This is a genomic window from Bradyrhizobium sp. 137, from assembly GCF_023074095.1.
Classification (GTDB): domain Bacteria; phylum Pseudomonadota; class Alphaproteobacteria; order Rhizobiales; family Xanthobacteraceae; genus Bradyrhizobium.
Genome location: NZ_JADPKU010000107.1, coordinates 1 through 21980, shown reverse-complemented (window position 1 = coordinate 21980; position 21980 = coordinate 1). Strand labels below are relative to the sequence as shown.

Here is a 21980-nt window from a genome sequence, read left to right as displayed (position 1 = left end):
CGTCGATCTCATCCTACGGCAGCGATCGCAGCGATGCCCCTACTGCAGAAGACGTATCCGTGAAAAACTGCAGCACAAACCAATTCTGCCAAAGTAGTGCTAAGCCGGGATGCAATTGAATTGGCAGCGCAAGGCACAGCCAAGACGTGTGCAGAGAGAACGATGTCTGCGCGCTTGTCATCTTGAGTGGCGATGCAGCGGAACTCCTTGAGGCGACAAACCATGCACTCGATGACAGTGAGGCCTTGTAGGAGCGTTTATCGTAGCGATGCCGGTGCTTACGGCGCGGTTTTGCGAGATGTCGCCTTCATCTTGTCGGATCTTGGCCGAGTCAAGTGCACAACTAGCCGAACCTAGGGTACGTCAATTCGGCGCGATCGCGCTCAATTTGACCGCCCCCTCTTTGCTCTTGCGAGATCCACATCTGAGAGCATCGCTGTACCGATAATGTTTTCATTTACTAATTGCGCGATATCGGCCTGTGAGAGGCCAAGAATCCCTGACAGGACCTCTACATTGTGCTCTCCGAGCGTGGGCGCCGCTGAGCGGATTCTGAAGGGTCTAGCACCTTCGCGAATCGGCATCGAAGGTTGCGAATGCACACCTATGAATGCGCGTTCCGCTTCCTGCAGAAATTCGCGCGACTTGAGTTGCCGATCATTGAGCAAATCGATCGGCAAGCGGGCTACTCCAGCAGCAACCTCTACTGCTTGCAACTCGGACATGGCCTCATCCGCGTCACGGGTGAGCGTCCAGGCCGCGATGCCTATCTCGATATCTTTCTCAATACTTCGGCGAGCTTCCGCAGAGTTCAGCGATACGTCCGCGGCCCAGTCCGGTCGACCAATAAGGGAAGCAAGCCTATGCCACATGTCCGCATCCGTAACTGCTAGAGCGATCCAGTTGTCCTCGCCAGCACAACGAAAGCAGCCATGCGGCACAAATTGAGGATGTCGATTCCCGTACTTTTCAGGTGCGATGCCGCCAATTGACTGCATCGTGATCCATGGCGACGCAAACGGTATCATGCATTCGACTTGCGCCAAGTCGATGAACTGTCCCTGCCCAGTACTGCGCGCATGTACCATAGCGAGCAGAACTGCGGCGCAGCCATTCAATCCGCCGACTGGATCTCCAAAAGCGGTATGGCTCATGACAGGTGGTCCGTCCGAGCTCCCGATCACGCCCGGCAATCCCGAGCCGTGCTCGAGCGTCGAGCCGTAGGCACGGCAGTCGCGATGAATGCTGTTCGCTCCAAAAGCCGACATCGACAACATTACGAGCCGTGGATTGAGCGCTTTTAGCACGTCATAGCCGAGGCCAAGCCTCGGCAGCACATCGACCGAATAATTGTTAACGACGACATCGGCTTTCGCCACAAGCCGCTTGGCGAGAGCGCGGCCGCGAGGGTGCGCCAGATCGAGTGTGATACCCCTCTTGTTGCGATTCATGATGCAGAACCGCAGCGTTTTTTCGTACATCTGTCTTTCGACGTAAGCGGGACGTCGATCAACACCGCGCCACCAGTCTGGATATTGGATGGCCTCGATTTTGATAACTTCAGCGCCCAGATCTGCCAGTGTGCGCGTACACAACGGGCCCGCCCAACCCATTGAAAAGTCGATGACGCGTGTGCCCTGCAACGGTAGCCGGCCAGTGTTGATGCTCGTGCGGGGCGGCGAACCGACCTCGGCTACGCGCATTCGCTCACTCGCGACAGCCTGCTGCTCGCCAGGATCGGGCACGCTTCCGCCCCGGCGCGGCGGGGTCAACGCAAGCCGCTGCATTGACCCGGCAGTTAAGACCTTTTCCTTGCCAATCCGAACAGGCACGATCGCTCCTCGTGCTCTTTTTTCGCTATCACGGAGCAGATCAGAGATAGTGGGCACCGGCACGACCGGAATCTTGCGTTTCAGTCCCTCCGCAAACCACTGCCGCGCTGTCCGCTCCCTCAGCCTCGGCATGAACTGTCCCTCGATCTGTTCTGCATGCAGCAGTCGATCTTTGCCGAGTAGGAAGCTCGGGTCATCTCGCAGCTGAGACAAGCCCAGCATATCGCACAACGCCCACCACTGTGCGGGCGTAACCGTCGTCACGCCAAGCAAACCGTCTTTTGTTTCGTAAATGCCCAGCGGAAATCCTGGCCAGAAACGATTAATTCCCATCCGGCGAATAACATCCCCGTGCTCGACCGACTCGCTCATGAGATACTCGCTTGCAGTCAGGCTCGATTCAAAAATGCTGAGCGACCATGATCGACCTGTTCCACCCTCCATTCGCGCCAGAACGGAAGAAATCGCGGCGATAAAGCCCCATAGGCCGGATAGGATACCCGTCTGGAAATCTGGTGCATACACCGGAGGGCCATCGGCCGGTCCGACCAGCTTGATGAGGCCGGCGAGTGCGCGGACCGTCGAATCGGTTGCGGCGAATCCTGCATAGGGGCCATCGTGTCCGAACCAGTTCGCCTCTAGGTAGGTTAAGTAGTCGCACCGCTTGCGGATCCCGGCGACGTCAATTAAAGGGCAGTCAGCGGAACCGACATCGCGGCCATCGATTAGAATGTCGCAGTTTTCGACTAAGCTCGTCAGACGCCTGATTGCCCCCGGATCGCTAGCATCGATAATGATGCTTGACTTGTTGAAATTCAGGAATGCGAACCACGCGCTCTGGCCACCGGGCGTCAGGGGTCCGCTGCTACGAAGGGGATCGCCTGATGGCGGCTCCACCTTCTGAACATCGGCGCCGAAATCGGCGAACAGACGAGCGCAATAGCTGGTTGCAGCGGAGCTACCGATCTCGACCACTCGCAAATGCGATAATACCCCGCTCGCCAAGTCTATTTTCTCAGCCATACAGATGCTCCGATTGTGGTCGGCCGGGCCCGCGCGAGTATGCGTAAACGACGACCCTGCGGTTGGCAGCGGACTATCGGGGCACAGTTCGCTTTCTCTGATTGCTGCCGACGCCATGCCAAAGTGATTAGCAGCTCTCCCCAATTGCGGAGTAACGACCGTGCCATGCGAACCGACATAGGTGCCCTATTCCCTTGTGTAGCATTTTCCAACGCTCGCATCGCCCGAAGAGATGAGTACCCTATTGGAAACAGCTGCCTTGGACGCTTGCCGGGCACGCCTGCGCGTGATCGATGTTTCATACCCACCACGTTCTTTTCCAGTAAGAAATAGAGGCTGGATGCAGATTCAAGCGCAGCGTCGTGAGACTGCCTTTAAGCACACCGTGCTAGGTAATGGGAGCGAATTCGCCATTCCGAACTGAGCTGGCTCGATTAATGCTTTGTTCTTGATGGATGACGTTTTCTGCCATTGATATTGCAACGCCATCCAGCCCGCCTTGGTCAAACCTTCTCAAAGTGGTGGCAGCTCGAGTTTTGGAACCTCGGCAACATCAATTCCGGCTGCCTGAGCCTTCTTAAGGACGACAATGGCAGTCCGAACGCTCGCATAGTCTACCATCGTCGACTTGTACCGAACTGCGCCCTTGCCGCGGGCGGTGGCCTCAGCCATGACGCACACGATCTCACGCGCCTCATTGATCTCATCTTGCGACGGCGAGTAGATCTCATTGATGACGGGAATATGGCTGGGGTGGATCGCCGACGCAAACGATGCGCCCATGCGCTTGGATCTTTCACCGACTCGCCGTACTAACTCGAGGTCGTCCACTGTTGCTGCCATAGCGCCTTCAACTTGCACAACCCCGGCAGCGCGAGCTTGCAGCACGGAATAGGCTCCAAAGCAATTCCCTTCATCGGTCGCGTCATTTAGATGCACGCCAAGGGAGCGAGCCCCGTCTCCACCTGGGGTTGGGCCACCGGCAGCACCGGTGCGCTTGATCCTCTGAGAGGTCATACAAATTTCGTAGAGCCTGTACATCGCCTGTGCAGTTTCCGCGTGCGGACAAATCTCGATTCGACCGACGGGCAACCCCCGCGACCTCTCCAACTCCCCAAGCACTAGGTCTAAAGCGGCAATATCCTCCGGATCTTCAGTCTTCGCCAAAGCCACGCCGTCTAGGCCACTGATTACAACCGCATTCAGGTCGTCTAACAGCCAGCCTGTTCGCCACCTATTGAGCCTCACGAAGCGGCCGAACGAGCCCGTGCATAGCTCCTTGAGAGCTGCCGCGACCGCGTTGCGAGCTCCAGCTTTCTGAGTAATCTCAACTGAGTCTTCGAGATCGAACATCAGGGCATCCGCGCCATATTTTGGCGCCTTTAACATCCAGTCGAGTTTGTCTCCAGGGACGTAGAGCATCGAGCGATACCAGGGAGCTTCTCGAAATGTCTGCGGCATAATTATTCTTCCCACTGCATCAAGGACTGTGCCTCTTGCTGGCTCGGGTCGTCCACCGTTCTGGCCTATCGTTGTTACATATTCAAATTGCACGCGCACCTACCTTTCCTTGTGGGCTGACATCGCGCGCGCAAGGTCGGCGGAAGCAAATGGCGCAACACTGCGCGATCTGGGCGGTAGTGCAGACCACTCGCCGCTTTGGCATGGCCGAGCGGCTTGACTCACGTTGTGGGGACCGTAGGTCCGGCTCAACACTTCCGAACCGGCGCAGCGTGGTCGGGGCTTCCGTGATGTCGGGTCCGCAGGCGGCATAAGGCCTTAGCGGAGCAATTCGTGCGGGTGCTTAAGTTCGCCGAGAAGGTCGATTTGGCGAAGCTCTGCACGTGTCACTTGACGGCAACGAAATAAAGACTAACGCGTCCAAGCACATGCCAACACGCTAAGAGCGCCGAGAAGCAGCGAGTTGATCTTCAGGCCGAAGTCGACCGCTGGCCGAAACCGCCGATCGACAAGCTCTATGGCGCCAAATGCCTGATTAGATAGCGACAAGCAGTAGTGGCTCGCGAAAATCGGCGCCGCCAATGGAGTGGAGTCGGGCCAAAGCCCCGCCGCAGACGAGATACGATGTCGCGAAGAGGCAGACCAGCAACGGAAGAAGGAAGACGACAAGAGGACTGGAAAGGCGCCAGCGCCGCTGAAACGGGAGCCAGCGGCAAGGCACAGCCCAACCTCGTCAATTCGGGCCGCATCCTGACGATCAAGGATGCCGCAGTCGATGCGACGTTATCACTCCGGCGAACGGCTCAAAGGTACACCCTACCGGACGACAAAGGATTGAACTACGTTGACACCACGGCGGCCGGCCAAGCCCAGATCGCTCGCGGCGAGGATGACCACCGAGCTCAAGCGCGCTGGCCACGCAGCGGCGGCTCTAATGCGCGAGCGAGCAAGCAAGCAGTCGAGCCGATGTTGGGACAAATCAAGCAAGCTACAGATTTCCTCGGTTATTCCTGCGTGGCGTCCAGAAAGTGAATTCAGACTGAGGATCTGCACCGTCCACGAATCTCAGAAAGCTATCGCGGGTTACCGCCTGAGCCCGTCACCCATCGCCAAGGCAACAAAACAGACAGGCGCCTTGCGGCGGCCCCCCGTTGAACTGCAGCTGATCCCCAGTTGGCGACGAACTAGCTGTTCTCACAATCGCTTTTTGTGTGAACGGGCGCGGAAGGTTCCGGCAAAGTCATATTCCAAGGAAGTTGGCGATCTGAATAACTTGCCCGGTAAGCATGTGGATGCCTTGATGAACATGGCATCCCCGTGCTCGGGCTTCATGAAGGAATGGCGTGGTCTCTGGTTGCATGACCACTTCGGCAACTATCTGGCGTGAGCTGAGTGCGGACACGTCGATCGGCAGGGGATCGTTTTCGTGCAGCCCGAGCGAGGTCGTGTTGACGACAATGTCGGCAGCAGCTAAATCCGCCGCTACTCCTAGTACGCAACGCCCCGGGTATGCGACGTTTAGACGGTCGATCAGCGTCGCAGCTCTGGATTGAGAACGATTAGCGACACTGATACGAGCAGCACCTGTGTCAGCGAGAGCTGCCACGATTGATTTGGCAGCGCCACCGGCACCCTGAATGTAGATGTTTGCACCCGCCGGATCGAGGCGCTGAGATTTCATTCCTGCGACGAAGCCAAGACCGTCGTATGTCTCGCCTTCCCATGCGCCGTCGGCTCCTTTCCGGACCACATTCACCGATCCTGTGATCTTCGCCATTGGACCGAGACGATCACACAGGGCTAGGGTGGCTTCCTTATGGGGCACGGTGAGAGTAAAGCCCGGGAGGTTTTGCCATGCCTTAAGCCCCGCGAGAAATGCACCTAGATTATCCGCATGAACGTGGAAGGGTACAAACACTGCTTGGCTTCCGCGCTCCGCGATGATCTTGTTCATTGCCTGCGGCGTACGAACCTGTGCGATCGGATCGGCGATGATGCCGTAAACCTTGCTGCGACCATCGATCAGACTCATGCTCATCATGCCTACAGCTACACCCAGATTCGTTACGACGACAAAGCTCACGAAGGCATCGTTCAGATTGAAGTGAGTTAATACGCTGTAGCCAGTTCTAGCCGATGCGCTCCGATGCATCGATAGCCTCGCCCCCACTACACCATTAATCTAAGCGACGACTGCTTGCCTTTCCAACCAGGCTGCGCGGCGCGCCCATCAAACAGCCCCGTAGCCCGCGTGATTTTTTGTCCCTGAGAGATCGTCTTCTGCGTTGACACAGGGCGGCATCAATCCGCCCGGGTCGTCTGGTATCTGACGGTCATGCGGCAGTAGGCGATGGCTTTACACACCGGCCGTTCGCGGATCCCGTAGGTACCCATGTGATGCGCGACTGCTTTCCACTTCGCCGCGGGCGTCGTCACTTCTTTCTCAATAATACTTTCAGCGCCGCGTTGTCCAGCATAGCCTCAGCCAACAGCCGCTTGAGCGGCGTGGTCTCATTCTCAAGCGTCTTCAGCCGCTTGGCCCCGAGACGTCCATCCCGCCAGATTTGGTTTTCCATTCGTAGACACTGGCGTCACTGCCGCTGTGTTTCCGGCATACGCCGGCAACTGAAACCCTAGCCTCGTGCTCTCTTCAAATCCCAACGACCTGCCCTTACGAAAGCGGCTGCGCTTCAGGTTCTGGTTCCGGTTGCGCGGGTAGAACGAACTTCTAACTGGATAAGCCCGTGCGCCAAGGTCAGATCCCTGAAATCCGCGCTGACGAGCCCGCGAAACGCGCAGCCCTTACCAGAGCGAAGGTTCGAAATCGAGCATCTAGTTGCACGTGTCCATCCGAAGCTGGCAAGCGACGGCCAAAGGCCATGAGATCTGCTTGAGTTTCGTATTACTGCGCCGGAAAAACACATTGTGCGCCAAACTGGAAGCAGGGTGATATTGGTATCGAGCATATCAGCTCGAATTGCCACTACGCCACTGGACCCATGAAGGCTCGGGCCGCAAGTCTTTCTAGCGTAGTGTTTCAGTATTACCGCAAAGGCTGAGTGACTGGCCGGAAATATTGCGTCCGGCATCCGAGATCAAAAACTGAATCATCTCCGCGATTTCCTGCGGCGGGATCATTCGTCGCAACGAGATAAGATCGAGCCATTTCCGCTTCATTTCGTCATACGATAACCCTACAGCCTTCGCCTTAGCGGCGATGACGCGCTCTATTCGATCGCCTGAAACGACCCCGGGCATGATGGCGTTGACCCGCACGCCGTCTGGACCGATTTCCATCGCAAGAGACTTCATCAGTCCGACAAGCGCCCATTTTGACGCTGCATATGGCGATCGCAATGGAAAACCTAGCCGCCCAGCCGTAGAGGAGATGAAGATTAGCGCACCATCGCGCTGCTTTCGCAAATGGGGCACAACAACCCTGCACGCGACGAACTGGCTTTCGACATTGACGCGAAAGACGCCTTGCCAATCCGCAAGATCAATATCTTCAATGTGAGATGTCGGACCAGAGATTCCAGCATTGTTCACTAGTGCATCTAAACCATCGAAGCAACGGATCGCGCCTTCCAGGAACTTCGTTTGCGCCGCCTCATCCCCGACATCTACGAGCTCTGCGCGGACCCCGGGCAACTCTTTACGCAGTTGTTCGATGCCCTGTTCGGAGATATCGCATGTTGCGACGCGCGCGCCAGTACCTGCCAGCTGGTTGACGATCGCGCGCCCAATTCCATTCGCTCCAGCGGTAACAATAACCCGCTTGCCTTTTACCGCCGTTCGCATTCCTCAACCTCCACCCGTGTTGCCCACTGTTAACAACAGCCGCGAAAGGTCCGCCAATCCCGACTGGAGAGTCATGCTATTTCTGCTAAAGGCGACGCGAGCAACCTTACACAATTCTACATGCCATCGCTTTAGCTGCTCCAAGGAGCTAGGCGAAGATATACCGAGCCCCGAGACACCTTGCTCCATTCGCTCGAAAGGTTGATATTCCACTTCAGCTCCGATGCACGCCGTCTGTTTGACTACATCCGCACGTGGAATAACACCATTGATCAAAGCCGTTCGCCCATGGTTACATCTCCAAGTTGCTTTACTTCGTCAGGCAAAGAGTCGTCGAAGGATGATAGACCTTCACGATCTGCACTCAGAATAGAAATGCGAGTGTCGAATGAGAGCAGTTGCGCATAAGACACGTGACAACAGAGCCGACATTCTCGCTCAGTGGAACCTCATCTACTCTACGATGAATGTCTTTGAGCCGGAAGCCTCTCAAGGAGGATGATCCTGATAAACGAGCCAGCTCAGGCTTGCTTCATAGTATCGCCTCCTGTTCACTGAGGGCTAGTGATACATTTCTTTACTGCCAGCGCACCTACTTGTCCTGGTGAGCTGATCTCACCCGACGGAGTTTGGCGCCAGGGCACGGCTGCAGAAAAATAGCCATCCGGTGGTGCTTGTAGCATTTGCCGATGACGAACCCCGAGGCGGCATCGAGCGGCAAAAACAGCGAGCTCGTGCCTTGTCGCACATAGCTGTGCGTCCGGCGCTCCGATATGCGGCACCATCGGCAAGACCGGCTGCTCGCGATCGAGCGCCTGCATCTGGTTTTTCTCATTGATCCTGAGACGAGGGCGCCGACGATATCACGTACCTTAAGCCACCCGAGGTCACTTATCCAACTCTCGGGCAGGAAGAGACGCAATGCGCTCTGGCCGAAATTATCGCGCGGGGGCGGCCGGTGCGCGCTGAAGTGGCGCCCGAATTTCGGACCGGTTGACTAATTTGACGTCGCAACAGACGAAGCGAGAATGACGCAGAGGACGAGACGGAAGATTGACGTGGCGCTGAAGGCGAAGCTTGCGCTCGAGGCGCTGCGGGAGCAAGCGACGGGTGGCCGATGTGGCGCAGCTCTAATAGGTTCATCCGAACCAGATTTACGCCTGGAAGAGGCAGCTTTTGCAACAGGTGGCGCGAGCGTTCGAAAGCGGCAGCAGTGATGCTGGGGCCGACCGCGAGCGCGACATCGGGAAGCTGCACACCAGGATCGCGCAATTGATCATCGAGCGGGAATTTTGGCGAAGAGGGCCGGAAGATGATCGGCCCGGATCGCCGCGCGCTCGTGGACCGCGGTCGTCGTGAGCTGTCGGTGCGGCGCCCGTGCCAGCTGCTCGGCGCCGCCCGATCGCAACGATCGAGCGGCCGAACGAGGTCTGGTGCGCGGGACATCACCTACAGTGCGCGTGCCCCGAGAAATCGGTGAGGCATATGTGCGGAACGCATTGAGAAAGGAGGACTCTGACGCGCCTGCTTCCTGCTGTGAGGAAGCATGGGCCCAAGCGGCGGTGACCTGCTGTCAACTGGCAGGGTGACGTACCCCGCAGGTAAAGGGGATTGAGGCGAAACCGTACGCCGAGATGGTTCCCGAGCCTAGTATAGGAAGGTTGAAGAACACGAACCGGTTGATCCGCGTCTTTGGGCCGAAATGCCTCGGCCTACACGGTTTAATAGGCGGAATGCTGAATGGTGTCGAAGGATATGTAGCCGGAGACAATCCGAACGCGAGCGTTGATGTATGGCGTCCTGCGTGGGGCGAAGGGAGACGGCACCTGCTTGCAGCAAGCAAGGGAAAAGACTGCGACCGGCAACTTCACCGAGGCGCTGGTAGTCCAACATATGAACGAGGGAAGGCATGAGCGGAATGGCAAGAGAGTTGACCCCGATGTCCGTGATGCTGACAGAACTCCTCCAGTAGTCGGAGGCCGGGAAAGCCGGTCACATGGCGAGGGGGAGCAGTTTGTCCTCGACGCACGCCTGCTGGCGCAACTTGGCGTAGCGCAGGCGGGTGGCGAGCCGCTTGTCGTGACGCAGCGAGGCTTCACGTTCGAGCCGTAGCGCGAGCCAGTCGGCGTGACCGAGGCTTGCGCTCTCACCGGTTGCTTCGATGTCGACGAAGGCCTTGGCCCTCCCGTGGAGGCCGAGGGCGTTGAGGCGGTCGAGGGTTGGATGAGTGAGCAAGGGATGGTCTCCTAATTGTAGTAGCGCGGTCCGCGGATGTTGGCATGCAGGATCGGCGCATCGTCCGCGGAGCGCTGATGAGCGGGACGCCGATCGAGATTGTTGGCGAGGATCGACTTGACTGAGCCGTAGGTACGCCCGCCGATGTCGATCGCCCGCGCGACCGCCGCGTCGAGGCGCTCGCGCCCGTAGGAGGCAGCGAGCCGCAGAATGCCGAGGCAGTCGCGGAAGCCTTGCTCGGGGCGTGAGCGTTTGTCGAGAATGAGGTCGCACAACGCGCTGGTCGCCGCCTGATCGCGGCGGCGTCCTGGCGGATGCGCGCGATGGTCCAGCCGGCGTAGCGCCGATGGCTGGGGGCCATGTGCTCCGGCACGGTGGTGTGTTTGTGATTGCCGCTCATGCGCTGATGCGCGCGATCCGCTCGCTCTTGTGGAAGATCTCTATGCGGGCCGTGAACCGCACCTCGACCTCGGCGCGGACAAAGCGATGCGGGACGCTGTAGTAATGCTTCTCCACCTCGACGTGGTAATCGAGGCTGACGCGGCGGATCCGCCACTCGGCGAGCACGTAGGGGGGCACCGGCATTGGCTTGAGCGCCGGCCGGTCGACCTCCTCGAGCAGCTGGCGGCGCGTCACGCCGAGCCGCCGGATCGGCCGTTCCTCGTTGAGCCTGGTGAGCAACTCGCCGATCGCCGCATTGACCTCGGCCAGGCTGTAGAAGGTGCGATAACGCAGGTGGCCAAGCAGGCAGCGCTCGACGATGAGGACGGCCTGCTCGACCTTGGCCTTGTCGCGCGGCTTGCGCCGCCGCGCCGGCAAGATGGCGGTGCCGTAATGCGCCGCCATCTCCGCAAAGGTACGATTGATCTGCGGGTCGTACAGGCTCGCCTTGATGACGGCAACCTTGGTGTTGTCGGGCACCAGCAGCGCTGGCACGCCGTCGCCGCGAGGCGCCAACATGGGCGCTGATCCAGTCGGCGAGCCCCTGCGTCCACGTTGCCTGCGCGTAGGTGAAGCTCGATGCACCCGAGCACGGCGACGAAGATCTGCGCCGTTCTGCGCTCACCGGTGAGGCGGTCGACCACCACCGGCACGCCATCGCCGGCATAGTCGACGAACAGCTTGTCGCCGGCTGCATGGGCCTGGCGCATTGTCACCCACAGACGGCGCTCCCAGGCGCGGTACAGCTCACAGAAGCGCGAGTACCGGTATCCGCCGGGCTCGGCGGCGATGTACTCCTCCCACAGGATCGACAACGTCACGTGCTTGCGTTTGAGCTCGCGGTGCACGGTCGCCTGGGGGACTTCAAATCGGAATGGTGGGCGAGATCATCTCGGAATACTGGAGGGTTCAAATAGGTTCCGCGTCGCAGATCTCGCGGCAAGTCCAGCGCGGGACCTATTTGAAGCTGGATTGAACGAAGCCTCTGCTTGTGAGCGAGGACCTATGGGGGCTCGATCTAGGCGCCGGCAGGCGCGATTGACCCGATGTCGGGCCCGCGAGCGGGTGTGGCCGCAAATTGCCGCTGATGTTGGCAGCAGAGGATGCCGCCGTCGATATCGTCGAACGGCGCGTCAAGCCCAAGCGGCTGACTATCGCCCGTTCGCCAGGCGTTCTGAGCGTGCTTGATCGTTCCGACGGAGAACGTCGGCATGGCGATGCCTGCGGTGGGAGCGACCAAGTTGAGGCAGTCGGTCATGATGTATCGCAGCGAGGTGCCGCGCGTCGCGGCGTTGGCGCACGCGGCACAGACCCAATCTCGACCATGCGGCCTCCGCAGATGGGGCATAAGTCGAGGCGGTGACCAATGAGGATGGCGCAGCGCTCACGATAGTCGACAGCTTCGGCAGGCGGAGGTGGCTGCGGCGCCTCAAGCGCCGCTCGGATGCGCGCGAGTTTGGCGGCGCGGCAGGCGTTCGCCAGGAAGCCAAAATGACGGATGCGGCGGAACCCCTTCCGCAATATGTGGAGCAGAAAGCGACGAATGAACTCCTCAGTGTCCAGCGTCATCACTTTGGATTTGTTGCCGGCGCGATAATCCTTCCACCGGAAGCGGACGTGGCCCTGCTCACAGGTGAGAAGCCGGCCGTTGGCGATCGCAACGCGATGGGTGTAGCGCCCGAGATACGCCAGAACCTGTTCTGGTCCGCCGAAGGGACGCTTGGCGTAGACGACCCACTCGACCTTGCGGAGGACGTTGAGATGGCGGGCGAATGCCGCTGGTTCGACGAGGTGTGCGAGATGGCCGAAGAACTGGAGTTTGGAGCGATCGAACGCCGCCTGCAGGCGGTCCAGGAATAGCCGACGATACAATCGTGACAGGACGCGAACGGGAAGGAAGAAGCCGGGGCGACAATGAACCCAGCGTCCATGAGGGGCGATCCCGCCGCCCGGCACGAGGCAATGGGCATGCGGATGATGCGTCAGGGTCTGCCCCCAGGTATGGAGAATGGCGATCATCCCGGTCTCGGCACCGAGATGCTTCGGGTCGGCGCTGATGAGACGGATCGTCTCGGCTGCTGCTTTGAGTAGGATGTCGTAGACCACCGCCTTATTCTGCAGCGCGACGGCGGCCACGGGCGCCGGCACGGTGAAGACGACGTGGAAATAGGGGACCGGCAGTAAGTCGGCCTGGCGATCGGCGAGCCATTGGGCGCGCGCGAGCGCTTGGCACTTTGGGGAGTGCCGATCGCGACAGCTGTTGTAGGCAACGCGAACCAGGCCGCAGTCGTCGCAGCGCTCGATATGGCCGCCGAGCGTCGCTGTGCGGCACGCCTCGATGGCCGCCATGGCACGGCGCTGGTCGGACGAGAGCCGAGAGCCCTGCACGGCACGAAACGCAACGCCGTGGCGGCGGAAGATGTCCGCCACCTCAAGCACGGGGCGCATATGCGTGGCTCAGTCAGGTGGGATCAACCTGAATGGAGAGCCCACGAATGGGCTGGTCGTGCGGGCGAGCAGATTGGTCGCAACCTGTGCGTAGCGGGCGGTCGATCCGAGATCGGCATGTCCGAGCAAGACCTGAATTGGCGGCGGCGATCAAGGTGAGACTTCGCTCTCATCCCGATTGTCGCGCCATAACAGCCGCAATAACCGCAACAGAACAGCGCTGTCGGCAGCGTGATATCAGGTCGGAGCGGTCGAGAATCCAACTAACAAACCGGCCTCTGTGGCCCCACGCGGCTTCCACTTCACAGCCTGTTGTAGCTGTCGTGAAATTAAGCATGACAACGCGGCTGTATCCATACTCGCCCGACGCTGACCTTCCGATTATTCAAGGATGGAGCATTTCGCTGTCCCATCGTATTCCCGCCAACAAGCGCAAGCATCTCTCCGTCAACTACCTAGACTTAGTAATTGAGTACAGGCCAGACTCGTGTAACTAATTCATAGATGAACGCCGGTTCAGAGACCTGGACATTGCTATTCGAGCGCTGCGGGTCGGCAGGCGCGAGGGAGGCAGAAATGAGCGAGCTGACAGCAGAGAGGGCCGTGGCCTTCGCGAGGATAGCGCTTTGTCACACGGGCCGAGAATATTCGAACAAGCTCGACTTCATATCCTGACCGGCTCGAACGATAAGGCGCCGCGCGTGCTCTACCCGATCTTCTACGACAGCTTCTGGCACTCGTCGGTCCACACCCACTGGCTGCCGGCGCGCCTCTATCAAGGCTTCGCGGATTTCGGGGCGGCAGGCGAGATCCGCGAATCGTTGGAGGGTGCGCTGCGAGCCGACAAGGCCGCAGGCGAGCTCGCCCACCTGAATCAGCCAGCATCAACGCGCGGCTTCGAGCGGCCGTTCGGCTGGGGCTAGCTGCTGATGCTGCAGGCTGAGCTCGAGGCGCACGGAACCGACGAGGGCCGGCGCTGGACCAGCGCCCTCCGTCCCCTCGCGCAGGTGTTCGCGACGCGCTCCCAGAGCTGGCTGGCACTGGCGACCTACCTGATACGTGTCAGGACGAATAGAAACTCCGCCTTCGCTCTCGTGTTGGCGAGGCGCTACGCTCTCGCCGCCGACGACCGGAAGCTCGCCGAGGCTTTCAACAATGCGATAATCCGCTCTTCCGTGAACCTTGCTCGCTTCATTAGTCGGGCGTTCGTCCGGCCGCGGTATAATCCCCGCCGGAGCAAATGCGCTTTGCGAAATCGGCTAACCTGGCTAACAAGCACGGGATCTCCGAAGCGAAGGTCTATAGTTGTAAGGTCAAATTTGGCAAGGAGGTTCCGAGGCGAAGCGGCTGAAGGCCCTGGAAGAGGAGAACACGAAGCTGAAGAAGCTTCTGGCCTAGCAGATGATGGTCGTGGCTGCCCTTCGCGAGCTGCTTTCAAAGAAGTGGTAAGGCCCGGCATTCCCGAGGCTTATACCGCCCACCTCACTGGATCCGCTAAGCAACCCCGAATAGCTCCACCGATCGTCCGGTGCTCCAACGCCACTTGGCGTACAAATCCAGAAGCTCTAACCGCCGCCGGATGAAAACGCAGTGGCAGGTCACTGGTCTTGCGACGAATAAGAACATCTGCTCCCAAATGGTGCCAGTCAGAAGTTCACGCGCCTTAACCTAATCGTCTTGGGGATCTATCGAATGCAAAAGGATAACATGAAAAAAAGGCCAATGCTCCGTGGGAAGATCGAGGAGATCATCTACGCTCAACTCGAGGCAGGCGAGGACCTGCTTCGAGCCCTTTGGGACATCTGCAGGCAAAACGACGTCAAGACCGGAATCCTTCTGGATGCGACCGGCTCGATGGCAAAAGTCAGGATACAGCGGTATCCTCACGAGCCACGAGAAGGCGGAATAGAATCGATCGATTTCGTTGAGATCCCGGGCCCACTAGAGGTGAGCGCGCATGGCATCATCGGGATAGGATGGGTCCCGGTCAAGTCAGTGACACCGTCGCCGGCGCTTACCCGTGGCGGCGGCCACACAGGTTTCGGTGCCGGCGGCTGGGAGGGACACGAGAGCCCTTATCTCCACGTTCATATTACGGTATCGAGCGCCTCGCAGACGGTCTGCGGGCACCTCATGGAAGGATCACTTCTCAATCTTACTAATCACAATGGGAAAGCTGATGTGCCCTCGCACTTCACCGTTGCTATCGCAAAGGTCTCTGAAGTCATCCTAAGGGCGACCTTCGACAAGAGCGGCTACTATCACGATCTCATACGGGCATAGAAGGAACAAGGTGATGGCCTGAGGATGCTGGAAAGAAGGCGGCGTAACCTCGTGCAAATCTGCCAACATGGAGAGGCTTGTTGACGGACGATCGAGTAAGTAGCCAATCTCGGGGGCGCGACTTGAGCTGTGGCCGGTTTGAAATTCACCGGCGTCTTCCGACGAACGGACGCCGAATGGTAAGCGCCCTTGCACCCGGGTCGAGCCCGCTCCAATTGGTCTCGTACTCGATACTGCGCTCACAGTGCAGAGGCTAGCATCGGGGCGGTTCGTATTTGCAAGGACGATCGAAGAACAACTCCGCAAGCCGCCACATGTCCGGCAGGCGTCAAATCGCCTGAAGGGAAACTGCCGCACATTGCCCTTGGCGATTCGTCGGAATCAATGGCCAGCTTCATCGGAATGCACAGGAGAGACGGTCTCGGTTGTCTGAACAGCAATCCCGCGTCGATAAGTGGAGCTTCTGCCAGAGTTAGGCTGCCGCGCGGAACGGCAGCTGGTTGAAGTAAGCTTGATCCGGAGTGCCGCGGTCAAGGCTCGAGTGGGGACGCCGGCCATTGTAAAAGTCGAGGTATCGGCCGATCGAGGCGCGGGCGTCGGACACGGTGTCGTAGGCGCGCAGATAGACCTCCTCATATTTGACACTGCGCCACAGCCGCTCGACGAACACGTTGTCGCGCCAGGCACCCCGACCGTCCATGCTGATTGGAGCCTGCTCTCAGGTTTGTATGAGGAAACTAGCAATTCAGGTAGCTGTAGAGCCAATTACGAGCGTGGTAGAAGCAGCGCCGCTCGGTTATGGCAAATCCTCAATCTGACATTGTGGGAAAGACCAAGCTGATCTCACCTCAGTAGACGGCGCAATATCTCATATTGACTGCCCGCAACCACGAGATGTGGCGCTGCTTGCTGATTGCCTAGATGGGATCGGAGCGGCAACGGACTGAAAAGTCGTGCCTTTCATCGCCGCCGTCGAGCCAGCCACAAATCAAGCTCCTTCGATATCGTGATCGTCTGGAAAAACGCAGGAAGATGGAGAATGCAAGTCATGCTTACGTGGGATTACATCATCGTCGGCGGCGGTTCGGCTGGCTGCGTGCTCGCCAACCGCCTGAGTGATGATGCGAAGTACAACGTCCTGGTGCTCGAGGCCGGTCCACGCGACAGGTCTATGTGGATTGACATCCCAGCAGGCTGTAGGAAGCTTCTGAAATACAAGAAGTTCAACTGGAACTATGAGAGCGAGGCAGAGGACGGCCTTGTCGGACGGCGCCTTCCCTATCCGAGTGGTCGCGTGTTGGGTGGCTGCAGCTCGATTAACGGCATGCTCTATGTGCGCGGCCAACCACTCGATTACGACAAGTGGAGCCAACTCGGCAACCGGGGCTGGTCGTATCAGGACGTGCTGCCCTACTTTAAGAAGTCGGAGCACTACGAGGGCCTCGGCGATCACTCGCGCGGCGATGCTGGGCTGCTCAATGTCCGCGATGTGGAGGAGCGCGATGTACTTGGAGACGCTTTCATCGATGCCGCCGAAGCCAACGGCTATTCGTACAATAAAGACTACAACAATGGACGGCAGGATGGCTTCGGCTACTGTCAGGCAACGACCAAAAATGGCCGGCGCTGGTCGGCAGTTCGTGCCTTCCTGGATCCGGTGCGCAGCCGATCGAACCTTCGCATTGAGACAGATGCGCATGTGATGCGCATCCTGCTTGAAGGCAAGCGCGCGGTCGGCGTCGCCTATACCGTGAACAACGAGAAGCGCGAGGCTCGCTGCGGCCGTGAGGTGATCCTCTCGTGCGGCGCCGTCCAGTCACCGGGCGTGCTAGAGCGTTCTGGCATCGGTCAGCCTGAACTCCTCAAGGCGTCTGGCATCGAGGTTCGGCATGAACTCAAAGGGGTCGGCGAAAATTGCGGCAATCACTTCGCACCGTTTATGAGCTGGCGGGTGAACCTGCCGATCACGCTCAACGAGCGGACCCGAGGGCTGAGGCTCCTTCGGGAGATCGCACTATACTTCGTCAGCGGCACGGGTGTGCTCACCCGGTTAGGGCCCTTAGTGTTCGGCTTCGTGCGCACGGAGCCCAGCTTGAAGACGCCCGATGTGCAATTTATCATGGCGCCAGCAAGCTATGACAGGGCGCGCGCGGGACACCTTGAGAGTAAGCCTGGTATGACGGTGGTGATCAGCCAGTGCCGGCCTGAGTCGCGCGGTTCGATCCACATCAGATCGTCTGCAGCTTGTAGCCAGCCCGCAATTTGGATGAATTTCCTCTCAGCGCAAACCGACCGGCGCTGCACGATTGCGGGTATGCAGATCGCGCGCAAGATCATGCAGCATCCGGCCATCGCCAAATACATCGAGTTCGAGCACTATCCCGGCAACAAGGTACAGAGTTACGATGAATGGCTCGATTATGCACGCCGCACCGGTGGAACGATGTATCATCTTGTCGGGACCTGCAAAATGGGTAACGATCCCATGGCTGTAGTCGACGATCGTCTGCGCGTCCACGGCCTTGCTGGGGTGCGTGTTATCGACGCATCAATCATGCCGACTGTACCATCTGGTAACACTTACGCGCCTACCCTCATGGTGGCCGAGAAGGGCGCTGATATGATCAAGGGAAATCCTCGAGCGGTATAAAATGCCGGGGCCAAGGCTCCGGCCATCCTGCGTGCAAATCGGATTATTGTCGGCCGGTATCTTCTGCCTCAGCTTGCAGCAGCGGCACTTCAGCCTACGGGGTGGGTCGCGATGAAGGGTAAGCGTAGCTCTGCGGCGCTTTTGATTGGCGCTTGCGTCTATTTTGATCGCAGCTTGCGCGGGCGTGGCTTCCAAATTCCGGACAATGCGTTGACGGCGGCGTCGATCGCCTTCCGGTCGATGACGTTGGGATCGAAGTTTTCCGGCCCCCAGAGGCGCATGTGTTCGTGCTCCGGATGGGCGGGGTCGCCGAGGGCATCGAGGTATTCAGCATAGCCTGGTGCACCGCCGACGTCTTCCGGAGGACAACGGCCGGCGGCCTCGAGCAAGAATGGCAGACCGTCTGTTGGCTGTTGTCGAACCATTTTTCGAGCTTGGTCACATGATCCCAGCTGTCGCCGAAATCGTAGGTAAGCGCTAAGCCGCCCTTTCAATTACCCATAATCTTTGCCTCGATCGCGGCTCCCAGTTCGATATCAGTCAGCCGTGATAGTCCGCGCCAGATAACGGTATTTCCTGGAGGCGGATCGTTGGCTCGGGCCAAATATCCTCCGAGCCGCGCGATCTTGACGACATAGTGCGAGAGCGTGCTTCGGAGGGCGATCGCCACCCTGTCTTTCACCAAATGATAAGAAGCCTGAGTTCGGGATCTGTCAGCCCCGTCTGCGGTAGGGCATTCGGCGAGGAACGATTGAGCATCGTCATCCAGAAGACGCGCCAACTTACAATGCAAAAAACAGCGATCAGATTGACCAGACGGTCAGCGGTTCGCAATTTCGAGTCCTCCGCCTTGCAGCCTGATTTGAGGATGGAAGACTTCGATCTTCCACCTCAACGCGTACCATTCGATCTTCTCGACGGCGTCCTTGCGCGATTGGACCGAGAGATCGGGGAGGAGCTTCCATTCGATCTTCTTTCGCCGCTTCGGCGTTCCCCGCTCTTGAGCATGGATCACGGTCAGAGTGAGTGCGGGATATTTCTTCTGCTTACCGATCGGCGGCAGAATTCGAAGCTTGCGGAAACGAATTTCGAGAAGCGCTTCATCCGGATCGCCTTTGTCGTCCTTGACCTTGATCCGATGTAGGCCTTTGACCGTAACCTCGTCCATTTCGTCGGCAATTGTATGATTGCCGTCCCCGGCAAGCCGATCAACACAGGATCGCACCAACAAGTGTGTTCCAACCTCCTCGGCCAGGCAAAACAGCTCATAGATATCGCTCTCGCGATCACCAATATGAACGCATCGTCCAGGGGCGGCGAGAACGTCGGTCGATTGCCGTAAATTCTCCAGCCAGCGGATACTCTCCTTCTGCTCGATCGGAACACGCGTCGGATTGATCTTCCGCTAGCGCCGTCGTCCCCTTGAACTTCTTGCGTGTCCAAAACTTGATTGCCGCCAGTCCGAGCGGAAGCCCCTCGGTCGTCACGGCGAGGCTCGAATGCATCAGGATGCCGCACTGTGTGCGCCCTGCCGTCTTGCGCGTAAAGCCAATCAAATCCGGCTTCTCGCGCTTGAAGCTGAATTCCGTCGTGTCATAGAGAACGAGGATCAGTCCCTTCGTCGCCGTTACGCGCCCGCGCGTCGCCTCGAAATGACCGCAAAGAATATCCGCCTCGTTGACCCCTTCGTTGGAGAAGAAGCGATAGGCGGCCTTCGTGTTGGCCAAGTCCTGACAAACCAGCGGGATGCTTTGTCCCATGTCGCTCCCGATTTGTGCGAGCAGTTTGCAGAACCGGCGGCCAAGCCGCTCATCCTTAAAGTCGCATCCCGCAGCTTCCCGATCAACCCACGTCTCAATACCGGTCGTCAATCGCTGAGCACGCGCCTCCGCGCGTTCCTTCACCAAGCCCATCGAGCACCCCACGCCTCCGAATCAGTGCTCAACAACGAATCACTCCAAATCCGATGTCAAATGTGGGTAATTGAAAGATTGGCTGAGCGCTTACGGGGTGCTCCCAAGATCGCGCACAGACAATCTAAAGGGCCGCGTCGCTACGCTTACGATGAAGGAGATGCCCACTCCAGACTATTACGTTCCCAAATTGAAGACCTGTCAGCGGGTCCGTCTGATCAAAAGCGCTCGATAGGACATCTTGCGCACCCAGCGATGGCCGCTGTCGGCGGTGCCTCGCGACATCCGTAGCGCCGCCCGATCGTTTGACTGCTACTTGCGGCTGGGCCACGCAACGGCGCTGGCGATAGAGCTATTCTGCTCCTGCCGGCACGCGTAGGCTTACGGGTGGGGCGACATCTTGCACTACTTGGCGAACAAGACATGGGCGAGCATGCTTGGGTCCTGCACGTCCCGCGCAATAGGGTACGAGGAGACGGCGGCTAGGTGATCGCTTCGCAGGACCGGCAGACGAACTTCTCGCGCACGCGCTAAATTACTTTCCACTGGCGCGGAAACAAGCTCCAATCTCTCCGTCACGCCCATGCCAATCTTGCGCAACCGGCTATCGCCGCAGCATGCGGCAGGCCGCAGGCACCGGATAAGACAAGGCGCTCCCACGGCAATGCTCCGGCCGCGGCCGTCGGGCCGGCTCGCGGCGCTCGAACGATGGCACCCGCAATCTTCTCGGCTGCCATTTGCGCCGCGATCTCGGCTTGCGCCGTGTTCTCCGGCAGGTCGGATAGCTGTAGCTCGAGCCGGTCCACCAATGCGCGTCGCGCCTCGACGCGCTGCAGGACTTAATCGCGTTGGCCGAAGAGAGCGGGGGGCGCATCCCCATCGAACCTCGAGAGGTCTGGCGCGGTTTGCCGGAAACGCTCCGCCAAGCGATCGCAGAAGATCTCGGCCAAGTCCTGCGGCAGATGAGCAATGGGCTCGGCACTCGTCAAGCCGGATCACCTGGACCGCAAAGCAGTGGTGTATGTGCGGCAATCGACGCCACACCAAGTGATCATCAATAAAGAGAGCCTCAAGCTTCAGTACGCCCTCTCACAGCGCGCTCGCGAGCTCGGATGGCGCGAGGTCGACATCGATGTGATTGATAGCGATCTTGGGCAGAGCGCCGCTGCGGCAGCCCACCGGAAAGGATTCAAGGATCTGGTCGCACGCGTCACTCTTGGCGAGGTCGGTCTTATTCTATCGATGGACGTGACGGCCTGGCGCGCAATTGTTCGGATTGGTACCCGCTGCTTGATGTCTGCGCGCATCGCCGTTGTTGATCGCCGACCGTTATGGCATCTAAGATCGCGGAACCCCCAATGGCCGCCTGCTGCTGGGCCTGAAGGGTACGATCTCAGAGCTGGCATTGCACACGATCAAAAGCCGGATGACCGCCGCGCAAATGATGCGGGCCTTTGTTGGCCGCGGCTTGGCACTGCCTCGCGGCGATCGCCGTGGCGATCTGCGCTGGCAGCCTGCCACGGTGTCAGCCGTGACAGCGATCCTCAAGAATCCGGCCTATGCAGGCGCCTTTGTCTATGGAAGGGCTTGGCAGAAGCCATCCCAAAAGCAGTCGAGACGATCATCCCGCACATGACTGCCGGTGCGGCACCGGCTGGTGATCCCGGGACAGCCGGGCTACATCCATCAAGCGAAAGTAACATCCTCAGAGCCTGACCGAAAAAGGGTGAGCGGTTTTGGCCGGCTTGTGATTCCTTCGGATTTGCAAAGATTCGAGGGAGGACACCATGCCGGGGACCAAAACCGCTCGCATCCAGTATCAGCGCGATGGACTGCGTTACGCAAGCGATCTGACCGATGCCGAATGGGCGCTGATCGCCCGGAAGATGCCGC

The 21980-nt window shown here is 59.0% G+C and carries 13 protein-coding genes and 9 pseudogenes; 8 read left to right on the top strand and 14 right to left on the bottom strand.

The genetic code is table 11. The annotated features are described in order from the left end of the window. Window positions 1–383 precede the first annotated feature (383 nt). Together IVA78_RS28795 and IVA78_RS28790 are read right to left on the bottom strand one after the other, a co-directional pair. Window positions 384–2855, bottom strand: coding sequence for a CoA transferase (locus tag IVA78_RS28795; protein WP_247468916.1), 2472 nt, complete (start codon window positions 2853–2855; stop codon window positions 384–386). A 513-nt stretch (window positions 2856–3368) separates the two neighbouring features. Further along, on the bottom strand, window positions 3369–4316 hold the full coding sequence (locus IVA78_RS28790) for a CoA ester lyase (protein WP_247468914.1): 948 nt from the start codon (window positions 4314–4316) through the stop codon (window positions 3369–3371). 624 nt (window positions 4317–4940) lie between these two features. Between IVA78_RS28790 and IVA78_RS28785 the strand changes: the two genes are divergently transcribed. After that, entirely contained in the window at window positions 4941–5348 is a 408-nt protein-coding gene (locus IVA78_RS28785; protein WP_247468912.1) for a hypothetical protein, read from the top strand. Window positions 5349–5556: 208 nt separating this feature from the next. Here IVA78_RS28785 and IVA78_RS28780 read toward each other — a convergent pair whose 3' ends face one another. The 8 genes and pseudogenes from IVA78_RS28780 to IVA78_RS28745 all read right to left on the bottom strand — a co-directional run bounded on the left by IVA78_RS28780 (window position 5557) and on the right by IVA78_RS28745 (window position 13241). Continuing rightward, window positions 5557–6399, bottom strand: a complete 843-nt coding sequence (locus IVA78_RS28780; protein WP_247468911.1) for a shikimate dehydrogenase — start codon at window positions 6397–6399, stop codon at window positions 5557–5559. Window positions 6400–6592: 193 nt separating this feature from the next. Beyond that, a pseudogene (locus tag IVA78_RS28775) lies at window positions 6593–7010 on the bottom strand (transposase); the annotation flags it as partial. A 330-nt stretch (window positions 7011–7340) separates the two neighbouring features. Further along, complete coding sequence (locus IVA78_RS28770; RefSeq protein ID WP_247468910.1) at window positions 7341–8117, bottom strand: SDR family oxidoreductase; 777 nt, start codon at window positions 8115–8117, stop codon at window positions 7341–7343. Window positions 8118–8763: 646 nt separating this feature from the next. Beyond that, window positions 8764–8956, bottom strand: a pseudogene (locus tag IVA78_RS28765) (IS630 family transposase); the annotation flags it as partial. A gap of 1177 nt (window positions 8957–10133) precedes the next feature. Next, window positions 10134–10352 (bottom strand): annotated as a pseudogene (locus IVA78_RS28760) (ATP-binding protein); the annotation flags it as partial. An 11-nt stretch (window positions 10353–10363) separates the two neighbouring features. Then, window positions 10364–11647 (bottom strand): annotated as a pseudogene (gene istA / locus IVA78_RS28755) (IS21 family transposase); the annotation flags it as partial. Window positions 11648–11811: 164 nt separating this feature from the next. Continuing rightward, entirely contained in the window at window positions 11812–12051 is a 240-nt protein-coding gene (locus IVA78_RS28750; RefSeq protein WP_247468909.1) for a hypothetical protein, read from the bottom strand. Beyond that, complete coding sequence (locus tag IVA78_RS28745) at window positions 12048–13241, bottom strand: IS91 family transposase (RefSeq protein ID WP_247468908.1); 1194 nt, start codon at window positions 13239–13241, stop codon at window positions 12048–12050. Before IVA78_RS28745 ends, IVA78_RS28750 begins: the two co-directional genes overlap by 4 nt. 626 nt (window positions 13242–13867) lie before the next feature. Between IVA78_RS28745 and IVA78_RS28735 the strand changes: the two are divergent. The 3 genes and pseudogenes from IVA78_RS28735 to IVA78_RS28725 form a co-directional block, all read left to right on the top strand. After that, window positions 13868–14389 (top strand): annotated as a pseudogene (locus tag IVA78_RS28735) (DUF2891 family protein); the annotation flags it as partial. Window positions 14390–14490: 101 nt separating this feature from the next. After that, window positions 14491–14687 (top strand): annotated as a pseudogene (locus IVA78_RS28730) (transposase); the annotation flags it as partial. A gap of 246 nt (window positions 14688–14933) precedes the next feature. Next, window positions 14934–15524: a PPC domain-containing DNA-binding protein gene (locus IVA78_RS28725; RefSeq protein ID WP_247468907.1), complete on the top strand. Its 591-nt coding sequence runs from the start codon at window positions 14934–14936 to the stop codon at window positions 15522–15524. A gap of 472 nt (window positions 15525–15996) precedes the next feature. On the opposite strand, the pseudogene IVA78_RS28720 reads toward IVA78_RS28725, so the two are convergent. After that, window positions 15997–16230 (bottom strand): annotated as a pseudogene (locus tag IVA78_RS28720) (integrase core domain-containing protein); the annotation flags it as partial. A 333-nt stretch (window positions 16231–16563) separates the two neighbouring features. Between IVA78_RS28720 and IVA78_RS28715 the strand changes: the two are divergent. After that, complete coding sequence (locus IVA78_RS28715) at window positions 16564–18174, top strand: GMC family oxidoreductase N-terminal domain-containing protein (RefSeq protein WP_247468906.1); 1611 nt, start codon at window positions 16564–16566, stop codon at window positions 18172–18174. A 158-nt stretch (window positions 18175–18332) separates the two neighbouring features. Here the strand turns inward: IVA78_RS28715 and IVA78_RS28710 are convergent, their stop codons facing one another. The 3 genes from IVA78_RS28710 to IVA78_RS28700 form a co-directional block, all read right to left on the bottom strand. After that, window positions 18333–18563, bottom strand: a complete 231-nt coding sequence (locus tag IVA78_RS28710) for a plasmid pRiA4b ORF-3 family protein (RefSeq protein WP_247468905.1) — start codon at window positions 18561–18563, stop codon at window positions 18333–18335. Window positions 18564–18994: 431 nt separating this feature from the next. Further along, window positions 18995–19405, bottom strand: coding sequence for a hypothetical protein (locus IVA78_RS28705; RefSeq protein WP_247468904.1), 411 nt, complete (start codon window positions 19403–19405; stop codon window positions 18995–18997). Window positions 19406–19460: 55 nt separating this feature from the next. Further along, the gene (locus IVA78_RS28700; RefSeq protein WP_247468903.1) at window positions 19461–20087 is read right to left on the bottom strand and encodes a transposase DNA-binding-containing protein; all 627 of its coding nucleotides are present in this window, start codon (window positions 20085–20087) and stop codon (window positions 19461–19463) included. A gap of 969 nt (window positions 20088–21056) precedes the next feature. On the opposite strand from IVA78_RS28700, the pseudogene IVA78_RS28695 reads away from it, so the two are divergent. The 3 genes and pseudogenes from IVA78_RS28695 to IVA78_RS28685 all read left to right on the top strand — a co-directional run. Beyond that, window positions 21057–21257: pseudogene (locus IVA78_RS28695) on the top strand (recombinase family protein); the annotation flags it as partial. A gap of 256 nt (window positions 21258–21513) precedes the next feature. After that, window positions 21514–21723 (top strand): recombinase family protein, encoded by a 210-nt coding sequence (locus IVA78_RS28690; protein ID WP_346275322.1) that lies wholly within the window; start codon window positions 21514–21516, stop codon window positions 21721–21723. A 151-nt stretch (window positions 21724–21874) separates the two neighbouring features. Further along, window positions 21875–21980 (top strand): annotated as a pseudogene (locus tag IVA78_RS28685) (IS5/IS1182 family transposase); the annotation flags it as partial.

Bases quoted from the DNA above. Each gene is read 5' to 3' on its own strand.
- IVA78_RS28790 (WP_247468914.1), bottom strand. From the start codon at position 4,316: ATGCCGCAGACATTTCGAGAAGCTCCCTGGTATCGCTCGATGCTCTAC.
- IVA78_RS28690 (WP_346275322.1), top strand. From the start codon at position 21,514: ATGACCGCCGCGCAAATGATGCGGGCCTTTGTTGGCCGCGGCTTGGCA.
- IVA78_RS28745 (WP_247468908.1), bottom strand. From the start codon at position 13,241: ATGCGCCCCGTGCTTGAGGTGGCGGACATCTTCCGCCGCCACGGCGTT.
- IVA78_RS28715 (WP_247468906.1), top strand. From the start codon at position 16,564: ATGCAAGTCATGCTTACGTGGGATTACATCATCGTCGGCGGCGGTTCG.
- IVA78_RS28795 (WP_247468916.1), bottom strand. From the start codon at position 2,855: ATGGCTGAGAAAATAGACTTGGCGAGCGGGGTATTATCGCATTTGCGA.
- IVA78_RS28770 (WP_247468910.1), bottom strand. From the start codon at position 8,117: ATGCGAACGGCGGTAAAAGGCAAGCGGGTTATTGTTACCGCTGGAGCG.
- IVA78_RS28725 (WP_247468907.1), top strand. From the start codon at position 14,934: ATGCAAAAGGATAACATGAAAAAAAGGCCAATGCTCCGTGGGAAGATC.
- IVA78_RS28750 (WP_247468909.1), bottom strand. From the start codon at position 12,051: ATGACCGACTGCCTCAACTTGGTCGCTCCCACCGCAGGCATCGCCATG.
- IVA78_RS28785 (WP_247468912.1), top strand. From the start codon at position 4,941: ATGTCGCGAAGAGGCAGACCAGCAACGGAAGAAGGAAGACGACAAGAG.
- IVA78_RS28700 (WP_247468903.1), bottom strand. From the start codon at position 20,087: ATGGGCTTGGTGAAGGAACGCGCGGAGGCGCGTGCTCAGCGATTGACG.